17 protein-coding genes and 3 tRNA genes are annotated in these 22,989 nt (G+C 68.0%); 9 read left to right on the top strand and 11 right to left on the bottom strand.

Translation table 11 applies throughout. The features are described 5' to 3' along the window. Positions 1–17 precede the first annotated feature (17 nt). Positions 18–539 carry an HvfX family Cu-binding RiPP maturation protein gene (locus AC5P7I_RS07180; RefSeq protein WP_164076949.1) on the top strand — a complete coding sequence of 174 codons (522 nt, stop codon included), beginning with the start codon at positions 18–20 and terminating at the stop codon, positions 537–539. A 131-nt stretch (positions 540–670) separates the two neighbouring features. Then, positions 671–1,321, top strand: coding sequence for a ribonuclease T (gene rnt / locus AC5P7I_RS07175; RefSeq protein WP_032956522.1), 651 nt, complete (start codon positions 671–673; stop codon positions 1,319–1,321). Between the two features lie 162 nt (positions 1,322–1,483). Here rnt and AC5P7I_RS07170 read toward each other — a convergent pair whose 3' ends face one another. The 3 genes from AC5P7I_RS07170 to AC5P7I_RS07160 form a co-directional block, all read right to left on the bottom strand. Next, positions 1,484–4,510 (bottom strand): ligand-binding sensor domain-containing diguanylate cyclase, encoded by a 3,027-nt coding sequence (locus AC5P7I_RS07170; RefSeq protein ID WP_041864114.1) that lies wholly within the window; start codon positions 4,508–4,510, stop codon positions 1,484–1,486. Positions 4,511–4,686: 176 nt separating this feature from the next. Further along, positions 4,687–6,096: an ATP-binding protein gene (locus AC5P7I_RS07165; RefSeq protein ID WP_164076950.1), complete on the bottom strand. Its 1,410-nt coding sequence runs from the start codon at positions 6,094–6,096 to the stop codon at positions 4,687–4,689. A gap of 6 nt (positions 6,097–6,102) precedes the next feature. Further along, positions 6,103–6,831, bottom strand: coding sequence for a response regulator (locus tag AC5P7I_RS07160; RefSeq protein WP_041863210.1), 729 nt, complete (start codon positions 6,829–6,831; stop codon positions 6,103–6,105). 204 nt (positions 6,832–7,035) lie between these two features. Here AC5P7I_RS07160 and AC5P7I_RS07155 point away from each other — a divergent pair, with 204 nt between their 5' ends. Genes AC5P7I_RS07155 through AC5P7I_RS07145 form a run of 3 tightly spaced genes read left to right on the top strand, consistent with a single transcriptional unit; the run spans position 7,036 to position 11,668 of the window. Next, entirely contained in the window at positions 7,036–8,277 is a 1,242-nt protein-coding gene (locus tag AC5P7I_RS07155) for an efflux RND transporter periplasmic adaptor subunit (protein WP_262087143.1), read from the top strand. Next, a complete protein-coding gene (locus AC5P7I_RS07150) occupies positions 8,274–10,232 on the top strand; it encodes a MacB family efflux pump subunit (protein ID WP_049442200.1) in 1,959 nt (652 codons plus the stop codon). Before AC5P7I_RS07155 ends, AC5P7I_RS07150 begins: the two co-directional genes overlap by 4 nt. Beyond that, complete coding sequence (locus tag AC5P7I_RS07145) at positions 10,229–11,668, top strand: efflux transporter outer membrane subunit (protein ID WP_049407969.1); 1,440 nt, start codon at positions 10,229–10,231, stop codon at positions 11,666–11,668. The genes AC5P7I_RS07150 and AC5P7I_RS07145 overlap by 4 nt, the downstream gene beginning before the upstream one ends. A gap of 104 nt (positions 11,669–11,772) precedes the next feature. Here AC5P7I_RS07145 and rlmB read toward each other — a convergent pair whose 3' ends face one another. The 3 genes from rlmB to rnr all read right to left on the bottom strand — a co-directional run bounded on the left by rlmB (position 11,773) and on the right by rnr (position 15,620). Next, a complete protein-coding gene (gene rlmB, locus AC5P7I_RS07140; protein WP_005408775.1) occupies positions 11,773–12,516 on the bottom strand; it encodes a 23S rRNA (guanosine(2251)-2'-O)-methyltransferase RlmB in 744 nt (247 codons plus the stop codon). Positions 12,517–12,593: 77 nt separating this feature from the next. Next, on the bottom strand, positions 12,594–13,076 hold the full coding sequence (locus AC5P7I_RS07135) for a GFA family protein (RefSeq protein WP_014646528.1): 483 nt from the start codon (positions 13,074–13,076) through the stop codon (positions 12,594–12,596). A gap of 84 nt (positions 13,077–13,160) precedes the next feature. Continuing rightward, positions 13,161–15,620 carry a ribonuclease R gene (gene rnr / locus AC5P7I_RS07130; RefSeq protein ID WP_262087140.1) on the bottom strand — a complete coding sequence of 820 codons (2,460 nt, stop codon included), beginning with the start codon at positions 15,618–15,620 and terminating at the stop codon, positions 13,161–13,163. 128 nt (positions 15,621–15,748) lie between these two features. Between rnr and AC5P7I_RS07125 the strand changes: the two genes are divergently transcribed. Both AC5P7I_RS07125 and AC5P7I_RS07120 read left to right on the top strand, forming a co-directional pair. Next, positions 15,749–15,833: transfer RNA gene (locus AC5P7I_RS07125), tRNA-Leu, on the top strand. Positions 15,834–16,040: 207 nt separating this feature from the next. Further along, positions 16,041–16,125: transfer RNA gene (locus AC5P7I_RS07120), tRNA-Leu, on the top strand. Positions 16,126–16,181: 56 nt separating this feature from the next. Here AC5P7I_RS07120 and AC5P7I_RS07115 read toward each other — a convergent pair. Beyond that, positions 16,182–16,928, bottom strand: coding sequence for a sulfite exporter TauE/SafE family protein (locus tag AC5P7I_RS07115; RefSeq protein ID WP_262088418.1), 747 nt, complete (start codon positions 16,926–16,928; stop codon positions 16,182–16,184). 98 nt (positions 16,929–17,026) lie between these two features. On the opposite strand from AC5P7I_RS07115, the gene AC5P7I_RS07110 reads away from it, so the two are divergent. Together AC5P7I_RS07110 and AC5P7I_RS07105 are read left to right on the top strand one after the other, a co-directional pair. After that, complete coding sequence (locus AC5P7I_RS07110; protein ID WP_262088422.1) at positions 17,027–17,926, top strand: LysR family transcriptional regulator; 900 nt, start codon at positions 17,027–17,029, stop codon at positions 17,924–17,926. Positions 17,927–17,976: 50 nt separating this feature from the next. Then, positions 17,977–18,061: transfer RNA gene (locus tag AC5P7I_RS07105), tRNA-Leu, on the top strand. A gap of 153 nt (positions 18,062–18,214) precedes the next feature. Here the strand turns inward: AC5P7I_RS07105 and emrB are convergent. Genes emrB through emrR form a run of 4 tightly spaced genes read right to left on the bottom strand, consistent with a single transcriptional unit; the run spans position 18,215 to position 22,935 of the window. Next, positions 18,215–19,801, bottom strand: a complete 1,587-nt coding sequence (gene emrB, locus AC5P7I_RS07100) for a multidrug efflux MFS transporter permease subunit EmrB (RefSeq protein ID WP_005408769.1) — start codon at positions 19,799–19,801, stop codon at positions 18,215–18,217. Positions 19,802–19,808: 7 nt separating this feature from the next. Further along, positions 19,809–20,990, bottom strand: coding sequence for a multidrug efflux MFS transporter periplasmic adaptor subunit EmrA (gene emrA, locus AC5P7I_RS07095; protein ID WP_032956867.1), 1,182 nt, complete (start codon positions 20,988–20,990; stop codon positions 19,809–19,811). An 11-nt stretch (positions 20,991–21,001) separates the two neighbouring features. Then, positions 21,002–22,495 carry a multidrug efflux transporter outer membrane subunit EmrC gene (emrC, locus tag AC5P7I_RS07090; RefSeq protein ID WP_262088417.1) on the bottom strand — a complete coding sequence of 498 codons (1,494 nt, stop codon included), beginning with the start codon at positions 22,493–22,495 and terminating at the stop codon, positions 21,002–21,004. Next, the gene (emrR, locus tag AC5P7I_RS07085) at positions 22,492–22,935 is read right to left on the bottom strand and encodes a multidrug efflux system transcriptional regulator EmrR (RefSeq protein ID WP_014646521.1); all 444 of its coding nucleotides are present in this window, start codon (positions 22,933–22,935) and stop codon (positions 22,492–22,494) included. Before emrR ends, emrC begins: the two co-directional genes overlap by 4 nt. Positions 22,936–22,989: the final 54 nt, after the last annotated feature.

The raw sequence follows: 22,989 nt of genomic DNA, 5'->3' as shown, positions 1-22,989 counted from the left end.
TTTGCGGAGATCCCCTGATGAACCTTCCGACCCTGGCCGCCGCGCGTGACCAGCTGGACCGTCTCGCCCCCTGGTTGGCCCCGCTCGGCCTGCGCCTGCTGCTGGCCTTGGAATTCTTCGAATCCGGCCGCGAGAAGCTGCGCGGCCAGAACTGGTTCGCCGACCTGCAGGACGCCTTTCCATTCCCGTTCGACCAGTTGCCGGCCACCCTGAACTGGCAACTGGCGACCTGGTTCGAACTGCTCGGGGCGGCCTGCCTGCTGTTCGGTTTCGGCACCCGTTTCGCCGCCGCGAGCCTGCTGGTGCTGACCGTGGTGGCCACCTATGCGGTGCATTGGCCGATGGAGTGGAACTCGCTGGCCGACCTGGCCATGGGCTATGCGATCAGCGACCAGGGCTTCGGCAACTTCAAGCTGCCGGTGCTGTTCATGGCCATGCTGCTGCCGCTGATCTTCACCGGCGCCGGCAAGCTGAGCGTGGACGCCTGGTTGGCGCGGTGGTCTCCCTCGGCCACACCTGCGCGGCCAGCGGTTCGGTAGATGCCGACCTTGGTCGGCGCGTCATGTGCCAACCAAGGTTGGCACCTACCGGGTTCTGCGTTCGTGCCACCACGGTGGCTGGCATGGGCTGCGTGGCCGGGCGCTCAGGGCCGCTCTGATAGAATTCACGCATGACTGACCCCATCCCCGCACCTGCCGCCGTTCCCGATTCCGCACTTCCCCAGGCGCAGCGCGCGATGTCACAACGCTTCCGCGGCTTCCTGCCGGTGGTGGTGGATGTCGAAACCGGCGGCTTCGACAGCCAGCGCAACGCGCTGCTGGAAATCGCTGCGGTGCCGATCGAGATGGACGAGAACGGCCTGCTCTACCCCGGCCAGACCGCCAGTGCCCACGTGGTCCCGGCCGAGGGCCTGGAGATCGACCCGAAGTCGCTGGAAGTGACCGGCATCATCCTCGACCATCCGTTCCGGCTGGCCAAGGAAGAAAAAGCGGCGTTGGACCACATCTTCACTCCGGTGCGTGCGGCGATGAAGAAGTACGGCTGCCAGCGCGCGATCCTGGTTGGCCACAATGCCCATTTCGACCTCGGCTTCGTCAACGCGGCCGTGGCGCGGACCGGCCACAAGCGCAATCCGTTCCATCCGTTCAGCGTGTTCGACACGGTCACCCTGGCCGGTATCGCCTACGGCCAGACCGTGCTGGCGCGTGCGGCCACTGCCGCCGGGCTGGGTTGGGATGCGAATGAAGCGCACAGCGCGGTATATGACACCGAGCAGACCGCGCGGCTGTTCTGCACCATCGCCAACGCCTGGCCGCGGTAAGAAAGCGCTTTCTGTAGAGCCGAGCCATGCTCGGCTGCACCTTTTTCCGCGCTGCCGCGCGGTGGTCGAGCACGGCTCGACTCTACAGGCCGACGTCGTTCCATCGATGCATGGTGGCGAATCAATCGCCGCACAGTAGATCCACGCCATGCGTGGATGCGATCAACCAATGCTCGTGCGATCGCGGCCGTCGCTCTTGGCGCGGTACAGCGCGCGGTCGGCGCGCTGGTACAGCAGCGCCGGGGTGCGGTCGTCGGCATCCAGCTCCACCAGCCCCGCACTGAAGGTCACGCGCAGGCCTTCCACACCGGCCCAGTCGGGGTGGTCATGGAACAGGCCGCGCAGGCGCGCGCACAGCTGCGCGGCTTCCTCCAGGCGGGTGTCGTTGAGCAGCAGCGCGAACTCTTCGCCGCCGGTGCGCGCCGGCAGGTCGGAGTCGCGGCTGGCGGCTGCGATCAGCGTCGCCACCTGCACAAGCACGGCATCGCCGATGCTGTGGCTGTGGCGGTCGTTGACGTCCTTGAAATGGTCGATGTCCAGCACCACCAGGCACAGTGGATGACCACTACGCTGCGAACGGGCGAAGTCACGCGCCAGCGTCTCGTCGAAGCCGCGGCGGTTGGCCAGCCCGGTCAGCGCATCCTCGCGGGCCTGGCGCTCGAAGGCTTCGGCCTGGCGCGCCAGGCGCTCGGCCAGCTCGGTCTTTTCCTGGTTCAGCGCCTGCAGGTGCACGGTCTTGGCCTGCAGGTCGAAGGTCGCGTCGTCCACCCGCCGCGCCAGGCGCAGGTTGCTGGCCTTCAGCTGCTGCAGCAGCAGGCGGTACAGTGCCACCAGGCCGGCCAGCAGCAACAGCCCGCCCAGCGCCTGCACGCTGCGCCGCTGCCACCAGAACGGCTCGACGCTGAAGCTCCACACCGCCTCCTGTTGGCCCCAGCTGCCGCCCGGATGCGCCGCAGCCACATGCAGGGTGTAGTCGCCCGGCGGCAGGCCAACGAACTCGACGCTGCGCTGCGGGCCACGCTCGACCCAGCCGGCATCGAGGCCATCCAGCCGCGTGCGGTAGCGGATCCGGTCGGACATCAGGTAGCTCAGGCCGACATAGCTCACCGCCAACCGGCGGCCACCGGGAATGTAATTGCGATCCGGTCCCTCCCAGTGCACCGGCGCACCATCCACCTGCACGCTCTCGATCGCCGCCGGCGGCGATGGCCGCTCGCGGAAACGCTGCAGGCGTTGCGGGTCGACCGTGCTCAGGCCACCGGCGGTGACCACCCAGAACGTGCCATCCTGGCGCAGGATCGCCGATGGACTGGAGCTGCCATTGGCCTGTGCATTGGCCATGCCGTCGATCTCGTTGTAGCGCTCCAGCACCACCCGCGGCGTGCGGCCATCGGCCACCGCATTGAGGGTAGCCATGTCGGTGCGCAGCACACCACGGTTGCTGCTGATCCAGACATTGCCGAGGCGGTCCGGCACCAGCTGGAACACCGCGTCCACCGGCATGCCCTGCTCCAGGCCGACCCGCGCCAGCGCACCGTTGCGCCAGCGGTACAGGCCACGATCACTGCTGATCCACATCGCATCGCCCAGCTGGTGGAAGCCGAACACGCTGCGGCCGCCCCCCAGCGGGGCCAGGTCGATCGACTGCACGTGGTCGCCACGCAGCACGCGGATGCCTTCGATGGTGCCGATCCACAGGTTGCCCTGGTGATCATGCTCGAGCGCGGTGATCAGGCCGCCGGGCATGCCCGGCACGTTCGAGACCTGCACCCGGTCGCCGTCGATGCGCACCACGCCCTTCTGCGTGCCGGCCCAGACCACGCCCTGCGGGTCAACGGTGATCGCACGGATGTTGCCGCCCGGCATGCCGTCAGCCGCCGCATAGTTGTGGCGCAGGCCCCCATCGCGACCCAGCCGGTAAACGCCGTCGCCGAAGGTTCCCACCCACAGGTCACCGTCCGGCCCCTGTGCCAGGCTCAGTACCGAGGGCGCCTTGCCGCCGCGGTTGTGCAGCGGCACCGCGCGGAAACGACCGTCGCGGGTCTGGAGGTCAAGGCCGCTGGCGCTGCCGACCCACAGCTGGCGGTCGCGATCCTCGAACACCGTGCGCACGTAGTCGCCACTGAGCCCATCGCGCTCGGTGAAGCTGCTGAACAGTGTTTCGCGCAGGCGGTACAGGCCCCCATTGGCTCCCACCCAGATGCTGCCTTCGGCATCCTCGCGCAGGCTGACCACGCGTCCGCCCGGCAGGTTCAGGCCGGCCGGCAGCCGCTCCAGGCCATGGGCGGAAATGCGCAGCAGGCCCTGGTTCTCGGTACCCAGCCACAGATCGCCATGCCGGTCCTGCAGCATCGAGGTCATGTGCAGCTGGCCCGGCAGGCGGTGCACCAGCACCAGCTGGTCGTCCTCCACCCGGTACAGGCGCTCGCCGGCGACGATCCACAGCGCGCCATCCGGTGCCCGGTACGGCCACGACAGGCCGCTGCCGGCGCCCAGCCCCCACGCGGCGGGCGCGCGCTTGAGCACGCCGTCGTTGTCGCGCAGCACCAGCCCGTCGAGCGTGCCGACCCATACCCGGTCCTGTGCATCGACCACCAGCTTGGTGAAGCTCATCGCCATCGGCAGGTCCGCCGCCGGTGCCTGGTAGACGATGCCGGCATCCGGCGTCAGGTAGCCGATGCCCTTGCCTTCGTACAGCAGCCACAGCCGGCCCTGGCTGTCCATCTGCATGGACTGGATCAGCACCTGCGGTGTACCGGCCTGGTGCTCCCAGACCCGCCATTGGCCGTCGCTGCCGCGGTGGCTGACGTTGCCGCGCGAATCGCTGATCCACAGCCCACCCTGGCGGTCGACGAACAGTGCGCCGATGCCGTTGTCGCGCAGGCCCGGGCGCGTACTGCGGTCGAACACGGTGAAGTCCAGTCCGTTGTAGCGCACCAGCCCTTCCCAGGTGGCGAACCACAGATGGCCCTCCGGCGTCTGTGCGATGTCGCGCAGCGAGTTGTGCGGCAGGCCGTTGCGCGAGGTCCATACGTCGATGGCGTAGTCGCGCAGCGGGGGCGCGCCCTCCTGTGCCGCCAGCGGCAGCGCGAGGGCCAGCAGCAACCACAGCAGGCCCTGCCGCAGTGCCCGCCTGAATCCTGATGCGCGGCGCTCCACCCAGCGCCCCTCGTCCCCCTGCCCGCCCATCACCGCAGCAGCGGCGGCCAGGTGCGGCTGCAGGGCGCGGCAGCGTGCGGGAACAGCCGGGCAGCGCGCACTGGCATGCCGGCGGGAACGGGCTGGCTCATCGAGGGGAGACTGGGGAGATGGGCAGATGATAGGCCAAACCCCGGCCCCGGCGTCACCGTCCGCGGCCCGCCGGCTCAGCCGGCGCGGCCGGGCGCCACCACCTGGGCACTGGCCGGCCACTGCACCACCGCCTCCAGGCCACCTTCGGCCCGGTTGCGCAGCCACAGCCGAGCGCCGTCCTTCTCGGCCAGGGCGCGGGCGATGGTCAGGCCCAGGCCGGCCCCGCCGGTCTGGCGCGAACGCGAGGTTTCCACCCGCACGAACGGATCGAACACCGCCTCCAGCTGCTCTTCGGCCAGGCCGGGGCCGTCATCGGCCACCACTACGGTGATCGCACCGCCGCTGCGCTCGACCCGTACCCGCGCCCGTTGCGCGTACATCACCGCGTTGTCCACCAGGTTGGAGAACAGGCGGTGCATGGCCAGCGGACGCAGCATCAGCACCGAACCACTGCCCCCCTCGAAGACCACGTCGGCGCCGCCTTCGGCGGTGTCCTCGACGATGCTCTCCAGCAGTGAATCCAGGTCGAGTGCGGCGCGCTGCTCGGCACTCTCGGCACTGCGGGCCAGTTCCAGGCCCTCGCGCACCAGCGCCTGCATCGCCGCCAGGTCACCGATCAGGCGCTCGCGCAGGGCTTCGTCGCTGACATTCTCCAGGCGCAGGCGCAACCGGGTCAGCGGCGTCTGCAGGTCATGGGTGATCGCCGCCAGCATCTGCGTGCGTTCGGCCAGGTGCCGCTGCAGGCGGTGCTGCATGGCGTTGAAGGCTTCGGCGGCGCGCTGCACTTCATGCGGCCCGCGCAATGGCAACGGGTCGCGCTGCAGATCGTCGCCGAGATCCTCGGCAGCGGCGGCCAGTTCCTGCAGTGGCGCACTGGCCATGCGCGCAACGATATAGGCCAGCACGGCAATCGCCAGCACCAGCAGGGTCAGGAACCACGGGTCCACGGCGAGGATGCCGTTGTGCGCCACCGCCGGCGAGTCCAGCGCCAGTTTCAGCAGCGTGCCGTCGTTGAGGGTCACGTCCACCGCGCGGCACTTGGGCGGGATGAACGCCGGGTCGCGTTCGCGCGGCGGCCGCCGGTGACCCGGCGGTGGCGGCGGCAGCAGGTCCTGCAGCTTGGGAATGCAGGAGCGGAACGAAGCGAAGTGCACATGCGCGCGCGACACCGGTCCGGGGCGGTCTTCCAGCACTTCCATCAGCGCCGTGTCGGCACGCCCGAGGCGGGCTCCGGGCTGCAGCGCGCGCACGCTCGGCCCGCCGATCGCCAGCAGGCGCTCGCGCAGCTCCGGATTGCCGTCCAGCAGGTTGACGTAGCCCTGCAGGCGGTCGGCGATGCGGTTCAGGTTCTGCCGCTCGAACTCCTGCTGGCGCTTGGAAGTGGCCAGCATGGTCGCGCCGATCGCAGCCACCGCCATGCCCAGCAGCAGGATCACGAACAACCGCCCGACCATCGAGGACAGGAAATGGCGCAGGCGCTTCATCGCGGCTTATTCCAGGTTGACCGCGGAGGCCAGCACGTAGCCCTCGTTGCGCACCGTCTTGATCAGTCCGTCCGGGCCACCGTCGTCGCCCAGCTTGTTGCGCAGGCGGCTGACCTGCAGGTCGATCGCGCGGTCCTGTGCCTCGTAGTTGCGGCCACTGCTGAGCGCGACCAGCTGCTCGCGCGACAGCACCTTGTTGGCGTGCGCGATGAACACCCGCAGCAGGCGGAACTCGGCGCCGGACAGCACCACCACGCGGTCATCCGGATCGACCAGGTGGCGATGCTCCAGGTCGAACACCCAGCGCGAGAAGCGCGCACGGCGCACCGCCAGCGGCTCCAGGTTGGCCGGCAGCGCCTCGGTCCGGCGCAGCACGTTGCGGATGCGCGCCAGCAGCTCGCGGGGCTCGAACGGCTTGGCCAGGTAGTCGTCGGCGCCCATTTCCAGGCCCAGCACGCGGTCGATCGGCTCGGCGCGCGCGGTCAGCATGATCACCGGCGTGTTGGAACGCGCACGCAGGTCGCGGCACAGGGTCAGGCCATCCTCGCGCGGCAGGTTGAGGTCGAGCACGATCAGGTCCACGTGCTCGCGGTCCAGCAGCTGGCGCATGGCGGTGCCATCGGCCGCCGTGCTCACCAGGTAACCGGCGCGGCCGAGCTGCTCGGCCAGCAGCGTGCGGATGTCGTTGTCGTCGTCGACGATCAGCAGTCGATGCATCGGGTTTTCAGTCTCCATGTCGCGATCATCCCGTGTCGGCAGCTGAACCGCATCCGGGGCAATGCGTACCAGTGTATCCACCCACGGGCGGGATACCTGTGGTTACGCGTATTCACCGACAGTGTTACATACAGACATACCCCGAGGATTGAGCCGTCCATCGCCCGGTCTTCACAATGCCCGCCAACGCCGCACGCGCGGCCCCGAGAGTGAAGCCACGACGTGACGTTCCGCCTGCTGCCCGCGACCCGCCGGAGTCGCCTGATACTGATCGCCCTGCTTGCCCTGATCGTCGCCGCGACCGCCTGGTGGCTGCTGCGCAAGCCCGCCGCGCCGGCGGTGGCCACCTCGCCGGTCAGCCGCGGTGACATCGAGCAGACGGTGGACGCCACCGGCGTGATCGATGCCTACAAGCTGGTCAGCGTCGGTGCGCAGGCCTCGGGCCAGATCAAGTCGCTGAAGGTGCAGCTGGGCGACACCGTGAAGGAAGGCGACCTGATTGCCGAGATCGACGCCACTACCCAGCAGAACCAGGTGCTCAACGCGCAGGCCTCGCTGGACCAGGTCACCGCCCAGCGCGCCGTCCAGCAGGCCACCCTGCGCCAGGCCGAACTGGAATTCGCGCGCCAGCAGCAGATGCTGGCCGCCGAGGCCACCTCGCGCCAGGAATACGATGCCGCCGAGGCGCAGCTGAAGACCGCCCGTGCCCAGCTGCAGTCCTACGAGGCGCAGATCAAGGGCCGCGAAACCGAGCTGGGCACCGCCCGCGCCAACCTGGCCTACACCCGCATCACCGCGCCGATGGACGGCACCGTGGTGGCGGTGGTGGCGGAGGAAGGCCGCACGGTGAACGCCAACCAGACCGCGCCGACCATCGTCATGCTGGCGCGGCTGGACGTGGTCACCGTCAATGCGGAGATCTCCGAGGCCGACGTGGTCAAGATCAAGGCCGGCATGCCGGTGTACTTCACCACGCTCGGCGACCCGGACCGCAAGTACCACGCCACGCTGCGCCAGATCAATCCGGCGCCAGCCTCGATCGCCAACGAGAATTCATCCAGCTCCAGCAGCTCCTCCAGTTCCAGTTCCAGCAGCGCGGTCTACTACAACGCGCTGTTCGACGTGGAGAACCCGGATAGCACGCTGCGCATCGACATGACCGCGCAGGTCTCGGTGCTGCTCAACCAGGCCAAGGGCGTGCTGATGGTGCCGGCAGTGGCGCTGGGGCCGAAGCGCCGTGGCGACGAGCGCATGGTGCGGGTGCTGGACGACAAGGGCCAGCCGCAGCCGCGCAAGGTCACGGTGGGCATCAACAATGGCGCCTCGGCCGAGATCCTGTCCGGGCTGAAGGAAGGCGAGCGCGTGGTGGTTGGCGAAGCGGGTGCGGCCGGTGCCAGCGCCGGCGGCGGCAACCGCGGCGGCATGCAGATGCGGGTTGGCGGCCCGGGCATGGGGCGCCGATGAGCACGACGGCGCCGCTGCTGCGCCTGCGCGACCTGCGACGTGAATTCCCGGCCGGCGATGATGTGATCGCCGTGCTGCGCGACGTCAATCTCGACATCCACGCCGGTGAGATGGTGGCCATCGTCGGCCAGTCCGGCTCGGGCAAGTCGACGCTGATGAACATCCTCGGCTGCCTCGATCGTCCCACCCGTGGCAGCTACCAGGTGGCCGGCCGCGAAACCGGGAAGATGCAACCGGACGAACTGGCCGAACTGCGCCGCGAGCATTTCGGTTTCATCTTCCAGCGCTACCACCTGCTCGGCGACCTGGACGCGCGCGGCAACGTGGAAGTGCCGGCGGTGTACGCCGGCAGCCCCGGCCCGGTGCGCAATGCGCGTGCCGAGCAACTGCTGCAGCGGCTGGGCCTGAGCGACCGCATGCATCACAAGCCGGGCCAGCTGTCCGGTGGCCAGCAGCAGCGCGTGTCGATCGCACGCGCCCTGATGAACGGCGGCGAGGTGATCCTGGCCGACGAACCGACCGGCGCGCTGGACACGAAATCCGGCGAGGAAGTGATGGCGATCCTCGGCGAACTGCATGCCGAAGGCCACACCATCATCATCGTCACCCACGACATGAGCGTGGCCGAGCACGCGCAGCGCATCATCGAAATCCGCGATGGCGAGATCATCGCCGACCGCGCCAACCCGAATGCGCCGACCTACCGTGCGCAGCGCGAGGCCAGTACCGGCGTCGCCCGCGGCAACAGCTGGCGGGCCGCGCGCGACCGCTTCACCGAAGCGTTCCGCATGGCGCTGCTGGCGATGAACGCACATCGGCTGCGAACCTTCCTGACCATGCTCGGCATCATCATCGGCATCGCCTCGGTGGTCTCGGTGGTGGCGCTGGGCAATGGCTCCCAGCAGCAGATCCTGCAGAACATCAGCGCGCTCGGCACCAATACCATCGACGTCTATCCCGGCCGCGGTTTCGGCGACATGCGCTCGGCGCGCGTACAGACGCTCAAGGCCAGCGATGCCGATGCACTGGCAAGGCAGAGCTACGTGGACAGCGCCACCCCCAGCGTATCGACTTCGGTCACCGCGCGTTACCGCAACCAGTCGTCCACCGCCCAGGTCAGCGGCGTTGGCGAGCAGTTCTTCCGGGTCAAGGGCGTGACCCTGCTCAGCGGCAGCTTCTTCGATGCCGATGCGGTCAAGGGCCTGGGCCAGGTGGCGGTGATCGACGAGAACACCCAGTCCCAGTTCTTTCCCGATGTCGACCCGGTCGGCCAGGTGATCCTGCTCGGCAACGTGCCGGCGCGCGTGGTCGGCGTGGCCAAGCGGCAGAGTTTCGGCTTCGGCGGCAGCACCAGCCTCAGCGTGTGGGTGCCGTACACCACGGTGATGTCGCGCATGCTCGGCCAGAGCCACGTGTCCAGCATCACCGTGCGCGTGGACGATGACACGCCGATGGACGCCGCGCAGGAAGCGATCACCCGCCTGCTGACCCTGCGCCATGGCACCGAGGATTTCTTCCTCAGCAACAGCGCCGAGATCCGCGAGACCATCGAGCAGACCACGCGCACGATGACCCTGCTGATCGGTGCCATCGCCGCCATCGCGTTGCTGGTCGGTGGCATCGGCGTGATGAACATCATGCTGGTATCGGTGACCGAGCGCACCCGCGAGATCGGGGTGCGCATGGCCGTCGGTGCACGGCAGAGTGATATCCGCCAGCAGTTCCTGATTGAAGCGGTGCTGGTCTGCCTGCTCGGCGGCGTGCTCGGTATCGGCCTGGCCCTGCTGCTGGGCTCGATGATCGGCCGCTTCGCCAGCGACTTCCAGGTGCTGTTCTCCACCGCCTCGATCGTCGCCGCGTTTGCCTGCTCGACCCTGATCGGCGTTGCGTTCGGCTTCCTGCCAGCGCGCAACGCCGCGCAGCTCGACCCGGTGGAGGCCCTGGCCCGCGAATGAAGATGATGACCCGACTGCCCTTCCCCGCTCCCCGGCACCTGCTGCTGGCCGGTGCCGTTCTACTCGCCCTGTCCGGCTGCGCGTCGGTCGGCCGCTACCCGGTGCACGACCCGGCCGTGGCGGCGCAGTATGGACGTGGCGATGCCACCCTCAACGCGCCAGCCGATGACCCGCGCAGCAGCCTGGATACACCGGGCCGCGACATCCGCCAGGACACCTGGTGGACCGGCTTCGGCGATGAACGCCTGGACCGCCTGGTGGCGCAGGCGCTGGCCGCCAACAGCGATCTGGCCGCCGCCGGCCTGGCCGTGCAGCGTTCGCGCCTGCAGGCCGGCCTGGCCAGCAACGCACTGTGGCCGCAGCCCTCGTCATCCGGCGTGAGCGGCAGCGCCAGCCGCGCCACCGACCAGTCTGATGATTGGCGCCGCAGCTATTCCACCGGCGTCTCGCTGGGTTGGGAAGTGGACCTGTGGGGCCGCCTGCGCACCCAGCGCGACATCGCCCGCTGGGAAGCCGAGGCCAGCGAGGAAGATCGGCAGAACACCGCGCTGCTGGTGATCAGCGACACCATCACCCAGTACTGGAACCTGGCCTACCTCAACCAGTCGATCGCCACCGGCCAGGCCAACCTGGAGCGCCTGGAACGCACCCGCGAACTGGTGCAGGCCCGCTTCGACGCCGGTGCGGTATCGCGCCTGGAAGTGCGCCAGGCACTGCAGAACCTGCAGTCGCAGCGGTCCTTGCAGAGCGCGCTGGAACAGCAGCGGGTGGAGGTGCGCAACGCGCTGACCGTGCTGCTGGACGGCACGCCCTGGCCCCAGCAGGACGAACCACAGGACCTGCTGGGTGCACGCAGCCCAGCCATCAGCGAAGGCCTGCCGACCGATCTACTCGGCCGCCGCCCCGATCTGCGCGCGGCCGAACTTCGCCTGCGCAACAGCCTGAAGACCATCAAGGTCACCGCCACCCAGTACTACCCTGCGCTGAGCCTGACCGGCAGCCTCGGTTCCAGCGCGACCTCGCTGGGCGACGTACTGCGCAACCCGGTGGCCACGCTGGGCGCCGGCCTGTCGCTGCCGTTCCTCAACCTGCAGCGTGCGCAGCTGGATACCGATATCGCCGGCACCACCTACCAGATCGCCGCCAGCAACTTCCGCAAGACGCTGTATACCGCGCTCTCGGAAGTGGACAACGCACTGTCGGCGCGCGAGCAGCTGGCGCGCCAGGTGGCGGCCTCGCAGGCTTCATACGACGAAGCGGTGGAAGTGGAACGCGCGCAGGAAGTGCGTTACCGCGTGGGTGCCACCGATCTGCGCACCTGGCTGGAAGCGCAGCAGACCCGGCGTGATGCCGAACTGTCGCTGGCACGCGCGCGCCAGGGCCAGCTCAACAACGACGTGACGCTGTTCAAGGCGTTGGGCGGCAGCGCGGGGTGAGGCGGGACATGAAACGGGGTCAGATCCCTTTTCCCATGAAACGGGGTCAGATCCCTTTTCCCATTGGAAAAGGGATCTGACCCCGATCACATCGCGCTGGCCGATCAACCGCGCTGGCGCACGGCCTCGAACAGGCTGACGCCGGCGGCGACGGAGACGTTCAGGCTCTCGATCTCGCCCGGCATCGGGATCTTGACCAGGCCATCGCAGTTCTCGCGGGTCAGGCGGCGCAGGCCATCGGCTTCGCCGCCCAGCACCAGCGCGATGTTGCCCTTCAGGTCCAGCTGGTACAGCGAGGCCGTGGCTTCACCGGCCAGGCCGTAGATCCACACGCCCTGCTTCTGCAGGTCCTTCAGGCAGCGCGAGAGGTTGGTCACCGCCACCACCGGGATCAGGTCGGCGGCACCGGCCGAAGTCTTGCGCACAGTGGCATTGACCGTGGCCGACTTGTCCTTCGGGATGATCACCGCGGTCGCCCCGGCGGCAGCGGCCGAGCGCAGGCAGGCGCCGAGGTTGTGCGGGTCCTGCACCTCGTCGAGCACCAGCAGCAGGGCCTTGCCCTCGGCCGCGGTGACCAGCCCTTCCAGCTCGTTCTCGCTGTAGGTACGGGCGGCGGCGTAGCGCGCGGCCACGCCCTGGTGGCGCACCGAACCGCCAACACCGTCCAGCGCCTGGCTGTTCACCTTGCGCACATCGATGCCCTTGCGGCGGGCGTTCTCTTCGATCTCGGTCAGGCGCGGGTTCTTCGCACCGGCCTCGACCAGCACTTCGCGGACGTTCTCGGCGTCGTTCTCGATGGAGGAGGCGACGGCGTTGACGCCGACAATCCACTGGCTGTTCTTGCTCATGCGGGCGGGGACCGGAAAGGGGGTGGCTATGGTAGAGCATCGGCAGGCCGGGCGCTGCGACCGGCCGCAGAGGGGCGTTACCGACTGCGCGGCGGCCAGTGCGGGGTGTCGTGGTCGGGGTGCTGGTGGGAGACGATGGTGGCCAGGAACTCCAGCGCGGCGACGTCGTCCTCGGTGCGCCGCGCCGGCAGGCCGGACAGGCTGTCGACGAACGGCAGCTTGCGCTCCACCCCGTACTGGATCGTCGGTGGCAGGCGTTCCGGCTCATCGAAGGCGCCGGCAGCCACGGCCACGCCATCCGGGGCTTCATAGGTCAGGGGTGTACCGCAGTCGGCGCAGAAACCACGCCGCACCACGTTGGACGACTGGAAATAGCGCGGCTGGCCGCGGGTCCAGCTGAACTGCACGCCGCGCACGGATACCAGCGGCGCGTAATAGGCACCGAACGCCTTCTGGCACATCCGGCAATGGCAGATCGAGCTGTCGGTGAGCTCGCCACGCGCCTGGAAGCGGACCGCGCCGCACTGGCAGCCGCCACTGTATTCGGGTTGGCCTTGCATGCTGGGGTTCCTCCGGAACGTCGTGCCAACCAAGGTTGGCACCTACCAGTTGCGGTAGGTGCCGACCGTTGGTCGGCACACCTTTCAATACTTCTTCTTGGTGCGCTTGGCCGGCTTGCCCCGCTCGGGCGGCGGCGGCAGGCCATCGCCCTCGTCCTCGCCCTTGTGCTCGACCAGGCGGAAGTCGATCTTGCGCTCTTCCATGCTGGCCTTCAGCACCAGGATCCGCACGCGGTCACCCAGCCGGTAGCTGCTGCCGCGGCGTTCGCCGGTCAGCGTTTTGCGGGTGGCGTCGAACTTGTAATAGTCCTGCGGCAGCTGGGTCACATGCACCAGGCCCTGCACCTTGGACTCGTCCAGTTCCACGAACAGGCCGAAGCTGGTCACGCCGCTGATCACGCCGTCGAACTGGCCGCCCACGTGCTTTTCCATCCACGCCGCGCGGTAACGCTCGTCGACCTCGCGCTCGGCTTCGTCGGCACGGCGCTCGCGCTCGGAACACTGCAGCGCCAGGGCCGCCATTTCGCGCGCGTTGTAGGTGAACTTGTCCAGCGGCTTGCCGGACAACGCATGCTTGATCGCACGGTGCACCAGCAGGTCGGGGTAACGGCGGATCGGCGAGGTGAAGTGCGCGTACGCCTCCAGCGCCAGGCCGAAGTGGCCGTGATTCTCCGGGCTGTAGATCGCCAGGCTCTGGCTGCGCAGCAACACCGATTCCAGCAGCGTGGCATCGGGGCGGTCGCGGATCTTCTTCAGCAGCTTGGTGTAATCGCCCGGGCGCACCTTCGACCACGGCGGCAGGCTCAGCTTGAACTCCTTGAGGAATTCCAGCAGGTCGGCGTACTTGGTTTCCGGCGGCTTCTCGTGGATGCGGTACGGCGCCGGCACATGGCGCGACAGCAGGTACCTGGCGGCCTCGACGTTGGCCGCGATCATGCACTCCTCGATCAGCTTGTGCGCGTCGTTGCGCACCAGCATGCCGGCCTGGGTCACTTCACCACGGTTGTCCAGCACGAAGCGCACTTCACTGCTTTCGAATTCGATGGCACCGCGCTTGGCGCGTGCCTTGGACAGCACCTTGTACAGCTGGTGCAGGCGCTGCACCTGCGGCAGCAGGTCGCCCATCCAGGCCTTGGTATCGGCATCGTCCTCGCCCACCGCCTTCCAGACCTGGGTGTAGGTCAGGCGCGCATGCGAGTTCATCACCGCCTCGTAGAAGCGCGAATGCGTGACCAGGCCATCGCGGTCGATCTGCATGTCGCAGACAAAGCACATGCGGTCGACCTTCGGCATCAGCGAGCAGATGCCGTTGGACAGTGTCTCCGGCAGCATCGGCACCACGAAGCCCGGGAAGTACACCGACGTCGCACGCTTCTGCGCCTCTTCATCCAGCGGCGTACCAGGGCGAACGTAATTCGAGACGTCGGCAATCGCCACCACCAGGCGGAAACCCTCGGCATTCGGCTCGCAGTACACCGCGTCGTCGAAGTCCTTGGCATCCTCGCCATCGATGGTGACCAGCGGCGTGCTGCGCAGGTCGACACGGTCGCCAATCATCGCCGGCTCGACCACCAGCGGCACCGAGGCCGCTTCGTCCAGCACCTCCTGCGGGAACTCGAACGGCAGCTCGTGGCCATGGATGGCGGTCTCCACCACCAGCGACGCGGTCAGCTTGTCGCCGAGCACCGCGATGATGCGGCCGATCGGCGGGCGGCGGCTGTCCGGCGCCTGGGTCAGTTCACAGACCACCAGCTGGCCGTCGCGCGCACCACCGGTCTGGTCCGGCGGCACCTGCACGTTGCGCTGCACGCGCTTGTCGTCGGGCACCACGTAGTTGATGCCCATCTCGATGCTGAAGCGGCCGATCAGGCGGGTCATGCCGCGCTCCAGCACGCGGGCGATGCTGCCTTCGCGACGGCCGCGGTAATCGATGCCGGTCACGCGGGCCAGCACCTTGTCGCCGTGCATGACCTTGCGCATTTCATAAGGCGGCAGGAACAGGTCGTCGCCGCCCTCGACCGGGCGCAGGAAGCCGAACCCTTCCGGGTTGGCGATCACCACACCGGTGACCAGGTTCAGGGTCTGGATCGGGGCGAAACCGCCGCGACGGTTCTGCACCAGCTGGCCGTCGCGGACCATCGCACCGAGCCGGCGCGACAGCGCTTCGGCCCGGTCCGGAGCGGTCAGGCCCAGGCGCGCGCCCAGTTCCTCGGCGGTCTGCGGCCCTTCGCAGCGCTCCAGCAGGGCCAGGATGGCCTCGCGGCTGGCGATGGGCTGTTCGTACTTCTCCGCTTCGCGGGCGGCATAGGGATCGTCGATCACCTTGCCGGCCGGCGGCAGCTTGCGGCCCGGGGCCGGGCCCGGTGCATCGGTACTGCGGACCTTGCGGCCGCGTGGCGGTACACCGCCTTCATTCAATTCGGGGAACCAGCCCGGCAGCGGCTTGCCCGACTTGGTGGTGCGGGCTGCCCCCGCCTTGGCGCCCTTGTTCGGGGCCTGGCTGCGGGACTTGCTCCCGCCCTTGCTTGGTTTTTTGGTAGTCATCGCCCTACATGGTAGCCGCTGGCGGCGTGCAGAACGGGTCAGCGGTCGCCTTCAAGCGATCGCGTCAAAAATATTCAGGAAGTCGTTGACAGCCTGCGGATTCATCTTCACAATTGCGCCTCTGGAACGCCCAGGTGGCGGAATTGGTAGACGCACTAGTTTCAGGTACTAGCGGGTAAAACCGTGGAGGTTCGAGTCCTCTCCTGGGCACCAACGAAAAAACTCCTCGCTTCGGCGGGGATTTTTTTTGCCTGTGATCCGGCAGCCGGGGTCGGATTCCTTTCCAGAGGAAAGGGCTCTGGCCCCAAGCGAGTGAGATGGGGGGCAGAGCCCGTTTCGCATGCGCAACGGCAACCGACCCGGGATCAGCAAAAAGTGTTGACACCCCCGTCACGGCACCCCATAATCTCGCTCCTCGACGCCCAGGTGGCGGAATTGGTAGACGCACTAGTTTCAGGTACTAGCGGGTAAAACCGTGGAGGTTCGAGTCCTCTCCTGGGCACCACGTCGAGAATGAGAAAAACCCGCGAAAGCGGGTTTTTTCATGCCCGGAATCCGGCATCAGAACAACGGCCGCAGCACCAGCTCCAGCCCGAGCAGCAGCAGGAACCCCAGGAAGCAGGCGCGGAATACCCGTGCGCTGATCCTCTGCCGGATCAGTTGCCCCAGCCACATGCCCAGCAACGCCGGCAGCACGGCCAGTGCACTCAGGCCCAGTTGCTGGATACCGAATGCACCGTGCAGCACCAGCCCGGCGGTCAGCGATATCGTCGACACGGTGAACGCCAGCCCCAGCGCCTGCACCAGTTCGTCGCGCTGCAGCCCGAGCGACTGCAGGTACGGCACTGCCGGCATCACGAACACGCCGGTGGCCCCGGTCACCACGCCCGACAGTGCCCCCACCAGCGGCCCCAGCCAGCGCTCGCGTCGCTGCGGCACGCGGAACACCGGCGCAAGCAGCGCATAGGCGGCATAGACCACCAGCGCCACGCCGAGTGCAATGCGCGATGCGGTGCGATCGACCCGCACCAGCAGCGCCGCTGAACCCAGCGTCACCCCCACCACCGCCAGCATCATCGGCCACAGTCGGCGCACCATGCGACCCAGCGACGGTCCGGACAACAGCTGCCACGCATTGGTGACGAAGGTTGGAATGAACAGCATCGACGCCGCCGCCACCGGTGACAGGGTGCTGCCCAGCAGGCCCATCGCCACCGTCGGCAACCCCATCCCTGTCACGCCCTTGACCACGCCGGCCAGCACGAACACCACCACCAGCAGCAAATAGAAGTACGTCGATTCATGCATGGCTTCATTGGACCGGGCCCTCGCCAGGCGCACAATGCGGTCTTCCCGGCCCAGCCTTCGGCTGACCCGAAGGCGCCGGATCAGCAATGAGGCACGACATGCGGATGGACATCGCCGACCTGCGCCTGTTCCTGGCAATCGCCGAAGCCGGCAGCATCACCGCCGGCGCGGCACAGGCAAACCTGGCATTGGGTTCAGCCAGCGAGCGCCTGCGCACGATCGAAGCCGATGCCGGCACCGCGCTGTTGCACCGGCACCCACGCGGCGTCAGCCTGACCGAGGCCGGCGCCGCCCTCGCCCACCACGCACACCTGATCCTGCAGCAGCAGGCACAGCTGCGTGGCGAACTACAGGCGTTCGCGCAGGGTTCGCGCGGCACCCTGCACCTGTATGCCAACACCGCCGCGCTGACCAACTACCTGCCCTCGCGGCTCGCGCCGTGGCTGGCCGAACGGCCACGCCTGCATGTGGAACTGCTGGAGCGCACCAGCCCCGAGGTCGTGCGTGCGATCAATGCGGGCCAGGCCGAGGCCGGCATCATCAGCGATGCGGTCGACGCTGCCGGCCTGCAGCAGCATGTGGTCGCCGAAGATCCCCTGGTGATGCTGCTGCCGGCCGACCACCGCCTCGCCTCGCGGCGCAGCCTGGCTTTTGCCGAGGCTGCCGGAGAGACCTTCGTTGCCCTGGCCGATGGCAATGCACTGCAGACCTACATCGAGGACCAGGCGCGCGACATCGGGCGCCGCCTGGATGTACGCATCCGCATGAAGACCTTCGAAGGCGTGTGCATCATGGTCGGCCACGGCATCGGCGTCGGCATCGTGCCGCGGACCATCGCGCGCCAGCATCGGCGCAGCACGCACACCGTCGCCGTACCGCTCGCCGATGCGTGGGCGCAACGACGCCTGTGCGCGTGCTTTGCCGAGTGGACACGACTGTCACCGGCGATGCGCAGCCTGCTGCATCACCTGGGCGTGCAGCCCCAGAAAAAAGTGTGAAATGTTGTTGACACATCTTCTGTCGCTCCCCATAATTCATCTCCTGAGTCGCCCAGGTGGCGGAATTGGTAGACGCACTAGTTTCAGGTACTAGCGGGTAAAACCGTGGAGGTTCGAGTCCTCTCCTGGGCACCACGACTCAAGATGATCAAACCCGCGAAAGCGGGTTTTTTCGTTTCCGGGGTCTGGGAATTCACGCTCCGAGATCCACCCATGCGTGGCGTGGATCCACCAAAAGAAAAACCCCGCCTTGCGGCGGGGTTTCTGCGTTTCAACAGCAATGAGCGGTCAGTGCCCGCCACCGGCGGCAGCACCTGCACCCGCGCCGAACGGCGGCTTGGCCAGCCACAGGAACGTGATGATCGCCAGGAAGATCCAGCCCAGCAGGAAGAAGATGTCGTTGAAGCCCATCTGCGATGCCTGGTGGTTGATCATGTTGTTCAGTACCGCTGCACCGTGTTGCAGGTCGCCCTGCCCCATCGCCGTCACCTGGTCCTGCATGCCGGGCTGATAGGCCGAGATGTGCTCGGTCAGGTCGGCATGGTGCACCTGGGTACGCCGCGCCCACAGCCACGTCGTCAGTGACGCCGCGAAGCTGCCACCCAGCGTACGCAGGAACGTGGCCAGGCCGGAGCCCGCCGCGATCTCGCGCCCATCCAGGTCCGACAGCAGGATCTGCAGCACCGGCATGAAGAACAGCGCGACGCCGATGCCCATGATCAGCTGCACGCCGGCCACGTGCATGTAGTCCACCTGCAGGTTGAAGTTCGAACGCAGGAAGCTGGTCATCGACAGCACGATGAAGGCCACCGTGGCCAGCATGCGCATGTCGAAGCGCGATGCGTACTTGCCGACGAATGGCGTCATGATCACCGGCAGGATGCCGATCGGCGCGGTCGCCAGGCCTGCCCAGATCGCGGTGTAGCCCATGTCACGCTGCAGCCACTGCGGGATCAGCAGCGCCACGCTGAAGAACGCCGCGTAGGCCACCACCATCGCCAGCGTGCCGGCGCGGAAGTTGCGGTGCCGGAACAGCTTCAGGTCAACGATCGGATCCTTGTCGGTCAGCTCCCAGATCAGGAACACCGTCAGCGTCACCACCGCCACGCAGGCCAGCACCACGATCTTCATCGACGAGAACCAGTCCTCGTCGTTGCCCAGGTCGAGCACCAGCTGCAGGGCACCGACACCGATCACCAGGGTGACCAGGCCGACGTAGTCCATCTTCGGCTTCTCGATCTGCTCCGGGCGCCCCTTCAGCTGGTTGCCCACCACCAGCGCAGCGAAGATGCCCAGTGGCACGTTGATCAGGAAGATCCATTCCCAGCTGTAGTTGTCGGTGATCCAACCACCGAGGATCGGACCGCAGATGGGCGCCACCACCGTGATCATCGCCAGCAGCGCCAATGCCTGTCCGCGTTTCTCGCGCGGATAGATCGAGACCAGCAGCGACTGCGTGATCGGGTACATCGGGCCGGCCACGAAACCCTGCAGCGCACGCGACAGCACCAGCATGCCCATGCTCTGCGCCAGGCCGCACAGCAGCGAGGTGATGACGAAGGCCAGCGTGGCCCAGACGAACAGCTTGCGCTCGCCGAAGCGACGGCTGAGCCAGCCGGTCAGCGGCAGCGCGATGGCCGTGCTGACCGCGAACGAAGTGATGACCCAGGTCGCCTGCTGCGAACTGGCGCCGAGATTACCGGCGATGGTCGGCAGTGAAACGTTGGCGATGGTGGTGTCGAGCACCTGCATGAACGACGCCATCGCCAGGCCCACGGTGCACAGGGCGACGCTGGGTGGCAGGAACCCGGAGGCCGCACCCGGCGCCGCCGGTGCACCCGGAGCGCCGGGTGCGGCTGGAGCTTGTGCGGACATGGCGACCTCAGCCCACCTTTGCCTGTTGCTGCGGCAGGTTGCCCTGGATGATCGTGTGGATCACCTCATCGGCATCATGCAGCTGCTTGGCATATACGTCGGTGTCGAACACGGTGCCCTTGGCCGGGGTGCTCGGCAGTACTTCACCCTTCTGGTCGCGCAGGCTCACTTCGGCCTTCATCGACAGGCCGATGCGCAGCGGGTGTTCGGCCAGCTGCTTGGCATCGATGGCGATGCGCACCGGCACGCGCTGCACGATCTTGATCCAGTTGCCGCTGGCGTTCTGCGCCGGCAACAGCGAGAACGCCGAGCCGGTACCCAGGCCCAGGCTCTGGATGCGGCCCTTGTACTTCACGTCACCGGCATACAGGTCCGACTTCAGCTCCACTTCCTGGCCCAGGCGCATATGGCGCAGCTGGGTTTCCTTGAAGTTGGCCTCGACCCACATCTGCTCGGTCGGCACCACGGCCATCAGGGCATTGCCCGGCTGCACGCGCTGGCCCACCTGCACCGAACGACGGGCAACGTAGCCGGTGACCGGCGCGACGATGCCGGCGCGGGCGTTGTTGAGGAAGGCCTGGCGCAGCTGCGCGGCGGCGGCCTGCACGTCCGGCTGGGTGGCGATCACGGTGTCGTCGACCAGCGCGCGGTTGCGCTCGACGGTCTCGCGCGAACCGGCAACGGCCGCTTCGGCCGCAGCCAGCTCGTCGCGGGCGTGGGCCAGTTCTTCGTTGGAAATGGCGCCAGTGGCGGCCAGATCCTTGCGGCGGGCGAAGTCCTCGCGCACGCGCTTCAGGGTCACCTGGCGGGCGTTCAGGTCCGCCTGCGCGCCTTCCACGCTGCGGTACAGGCCACGGGTCTGGCGCACGGTCTTGGCCAGGTTGGCTTCGGCCTGCTGCAGCGCCACCGAAGTGTCGGACGGGTCCAGCTGCACCAGCAGCTGGCCGCGCTCCACGCGCATGCCGTCATCGGCATTGATGGCGACCACGGTACCGGCCACCAGCGGGGTGATCTGCACCTGGTTGCCCTGCACGTAGGCATCGTCGGTCTCTTCGAACCAACGGCCGAACATGAAGTACCACAGCGCCAGGGCGGCAAGCAGCAGCACGACGATCACGAACAGGCCGCGCAGCAGGTTGCCGCGGCGGTTGGGGGCGGCCGGGGCCGCGGTGTCTTGGGTCTGGCTCATGGCGGGCGTCTTCAGGAATGCGAGGAATCGGAATGGGAGGCGATCGGTGCGCGGTCGGTGTCGGCGGGCTGGAAACCACCGCCCAGCGCCTTGCTCAGGCGCACCGAGGTCTGCACCTGCTGCGACTGCAGGCCGGCCAGCTGCTGCTGCGACTGCAGCAGGGTGGACTGCGCGGTCAGCACGTCCAGGTAGCTGCCGATGCCGGCGCGGTAGCGCTGCTGGGCCAGGTCGAAGGCCGAGCGTGCGGTGTCCACTGCCTGCTGCTGCGCGTGCGCCTGCTGCGCCAGCGAGCGCACCGCGTTGACCTGGTCGGCGACGTCGCGCAGTGCATCGAGCACGGCCTGGTTGTAGTTGGCCACCGCCAGGTCGTACTGCGCGTCGGTGTTGGCCAGGTTGGCGCGCAGCTTGCCGCCTTCGAAGATCGGCAGGCTCAACGCCGGGCCGATGTAGGCGAAGGTCGAGCTGCTCTTCAGCAGGTCACCCACGTTCGGGGCGACCACGCCGGCCAGCGCGGTCAGGTTGAAGCTCGGGTAGAACTTGGTCTTGGCGACCTTGATCTGCTTGTCGGCCGCTTCCACGCGCCAGCGCGCAGCCACGATATCGGGGCGACGGCCGAGCAGTTCGCTGGGCAGTACGCCCGGCAGCTGCAGTGCCATCGGGTTCAACGGCTGCGGGCGCTGGATCGACAGGCCACGGTCCGGCCCCTTGCCGACCAGTGCAGCCAGCGCGGTGCGGGCGGCGTCGATGCGCTGCTGCGCGGCCAGCACCTGCTGCTGCGCGGCCGGCACGCGGGCCTCGGCCTGGCGCACCTGCAGATCGCTGTCGATGCCGGCGCTGCGGCGCTGGCGGGTCAGCTGCAGCGATTTCTGCGAGCGGGTCAGTTCTTCCTCGGCCACGTCGTTGAGCTGCCACGCGTAAGCCAGGTCGGCATAGGCCTGGGCAATGCCGGTGGACAGGTTCAGGCGTGCTGCCTGGGCTTCAACGGTGGCGGCATGCGTGCCATCCACGGCGGCTTCCCAGGCAGCGCGCTTGCCGCCCCACAGGTCCACGCCGTAGCTGAAATCGAAGGCGACCTGGCTGCTGCCGCCATAGCGGCCGCCCATCTCGCTGCCGACCATCGACTCGGGCAGGCGCAGGCCGGTGTAGCCGCCGGACACCGACAGGCTGGGCAGCTCGTCGGCGCGCGCGGTACCGACCTGGGCTTGGGCCTGGCGCAGGCGCGCGTCGGCGGCGTCCAGGCTCGGATGACCGGCCAGGCCTTCGGCGACCAGTGCGTCCAGCTGCGCATCGCCCAGTGCCTTCCACCAGTCCTGCGCCGGGAAGCCGGCGGCGCTCAGGTCGGTGTCAGCCAGGGTGCGTTCGCTGTGCAGGCTGTCCACGTCAAGCACGTGGCCCTGCGGGTTGAGGCCACGACTGCTGGCGCAGGCGGCCAGGGCCAGCGCCAGCGCTGACACCAGCAGCGCGCGCCCGGACCGGCGGAGAGTGGAATGCGGGATCGGGTTCATGGGGTCGTCAGTGAATCGCGGATTCGGGTAAGGAGGGACAGCAGCAGCGTGCGCTCGTCGGCGGAAAGATCACGCAGCGCGTAATCCATCACCGCGTCGCCGCGCAGCTTCAGCCGCGCCCACAACGCACGGCCTTCGTCGGTCAGCACGATCTGCAGTGCCCGCCGGTCCTGCGCATGCGCCTCGCGGCGGACGCAGCCCAGCGCCTCCAGCTTGTCCAGCAGGCGGGTGACCGCGCTGGGCACCTGGTCGATGGCCTGGGCCAGTTCGTTGGCGGTGCAGGGCGCCATGTGGGAAAGCACCTTCAACCCGATGTAATGGGTGAAGCCGATTCCCAGATCTTCTTCCGCCATGGACGCGTCGAGTTGGCGCACCAGGCCGTCGCGCACCTGGCGCAGCAGCAGGCCGAAGCTGGGGGGAGTGGTTGCAGGACAGATCATGGGGGAGCATTCTCTTCCAAAAAAAATATTTCTCAATGGAAATATTCGATCTGG

It is taken from the genome of Stenotrophomonas sp. YJH_SMC_138, assembly GCF_059369855.1.
Note: the sequence above shows the minus strand (reverse complement) of the source record. Positions and strands in the feature narration are given on the sequence as shown.

What these genes read in the sequence shown, in the direction of transcription:
- AC5P7I_RS07115 (WP_262088418.1), bottom strand. Translation starts at nt 16,928, where the DNA reads ATGCATGAATCGACGTACTTCTATTTGCTGCTGGTGGTGGTGTTCGTG.
- emrR (WP_014646521.1), bottom strand. Translation starts at nt 22,935, where the DNA reads ATGATCTGTCCTGCAACCACTCCCCCCAGCTTCGGCCTGCTGCTGCGC.
- emrB (WP_005408769.1), bottom strand. Translation starts at nt 19,801, where the DNA reads ATGTCCGCACAAGCTCCAGCCGCACCCGGCGCTCCGGGTGCACCGGCG.
- AC5P7I_RS07180 (WP_164076949.1), top strand. Translation starts at nt 18, where the DNA reads ATGAACCTTCCGACCCTGGCCGCCGCGCGTGACCAGCTGGACCGTCTC.
- AC5P7I_RS07145 (WP_049407969.1), top strand. Translation starts at nt 10,229, where the DNA reads ATGAAGATGATGACCCGACTGCCCTTCCCCGCTCCCCGGCACCTGCTG.
- AC5P7I_RS07165 (WP_164076950.1), bottom strand. Translation starts at nt 6,096, where the DNA reads ATGAAGCGCCTGCGCCATTTCCTGTCCTCGATGGTCGGGCGGTTGTTC.
- emrA (WP_032956867.1), bottom strand. Translation starts at nt 20,990, where the DNA reads ATGAGCCAGACCCAAGACACCGCGGCCCCGGCCGCCCCCAACCGCCGC.
- AC5P7I_RS07160 (WP_041863210.1), bottom strand. Translation starts at nt 6,831, where the DNA reads ATGGAGACTGAAAACCCGATGCATCGACTGCTGATCGTCGACGACGAC.
- AC5P7I_RS07135 (WP_014646528.1), bottom strand. Translation starts at nt 13,076, where the DNA reads ATGCAAGGCCAACCCGAATACAGTGGCGGCTGCCAGTGCGGCGCGGTC.
- AC5P7I_RS07110 (WP_262088422.1), top strand. Translation starts at nt 17,027, where the DNA reads ATGCGGATGGACATCGCCGACCTGCGCCTGTTCCTGGCAATCGCCGAA.
- emrC (WP_262088417.1), bottom strand. Translation starts at nt 22,495, where the DNA reads ATGAACCCGATCCCGCATTCCACTCTCCGCCGGTCCGGGCGCGCGCTG.
- rnt (WP_032956522.1), top strand. Translation starts at nt 671, where the DNA reads ATGACTGACCCCATCCCCGCACCTGCCGCCGTTCCCGATTCCGCACTT.
- rlmB (WP_005408775.1), bottom strand. Translation starts at nt 12,516, where the DNA reads ATGAGCAAGAACAGCCAGTGGATTGTCGGCGTCAACGCCGTCGCCTCC.
- AC5P7I_RS07150 (WP_049442200.1), top strand. Translation starts at nt 8,274, where the DNA reads ATGAGCACGACGGCGCCGCTGCTGCGCCTGCGCGACCTGCGACGTGAA.
- AC5P7I_RS07170 (WP_041864114.1), bottom strand. Translation starts at nt 4,510, where the DNA reads ATGGGCGGGCAGGGGGACGAGGGGCGCTGGGTGGAGCGCCGCGCATCA.
- rnr (WP_262087140.1), bottom strand. Translation starts at nt 15,620, where the DNA reads ATGACTACCAAAAAACCAAGCAAGGGCGGGAGCAAGTCCCGCAGCCAG.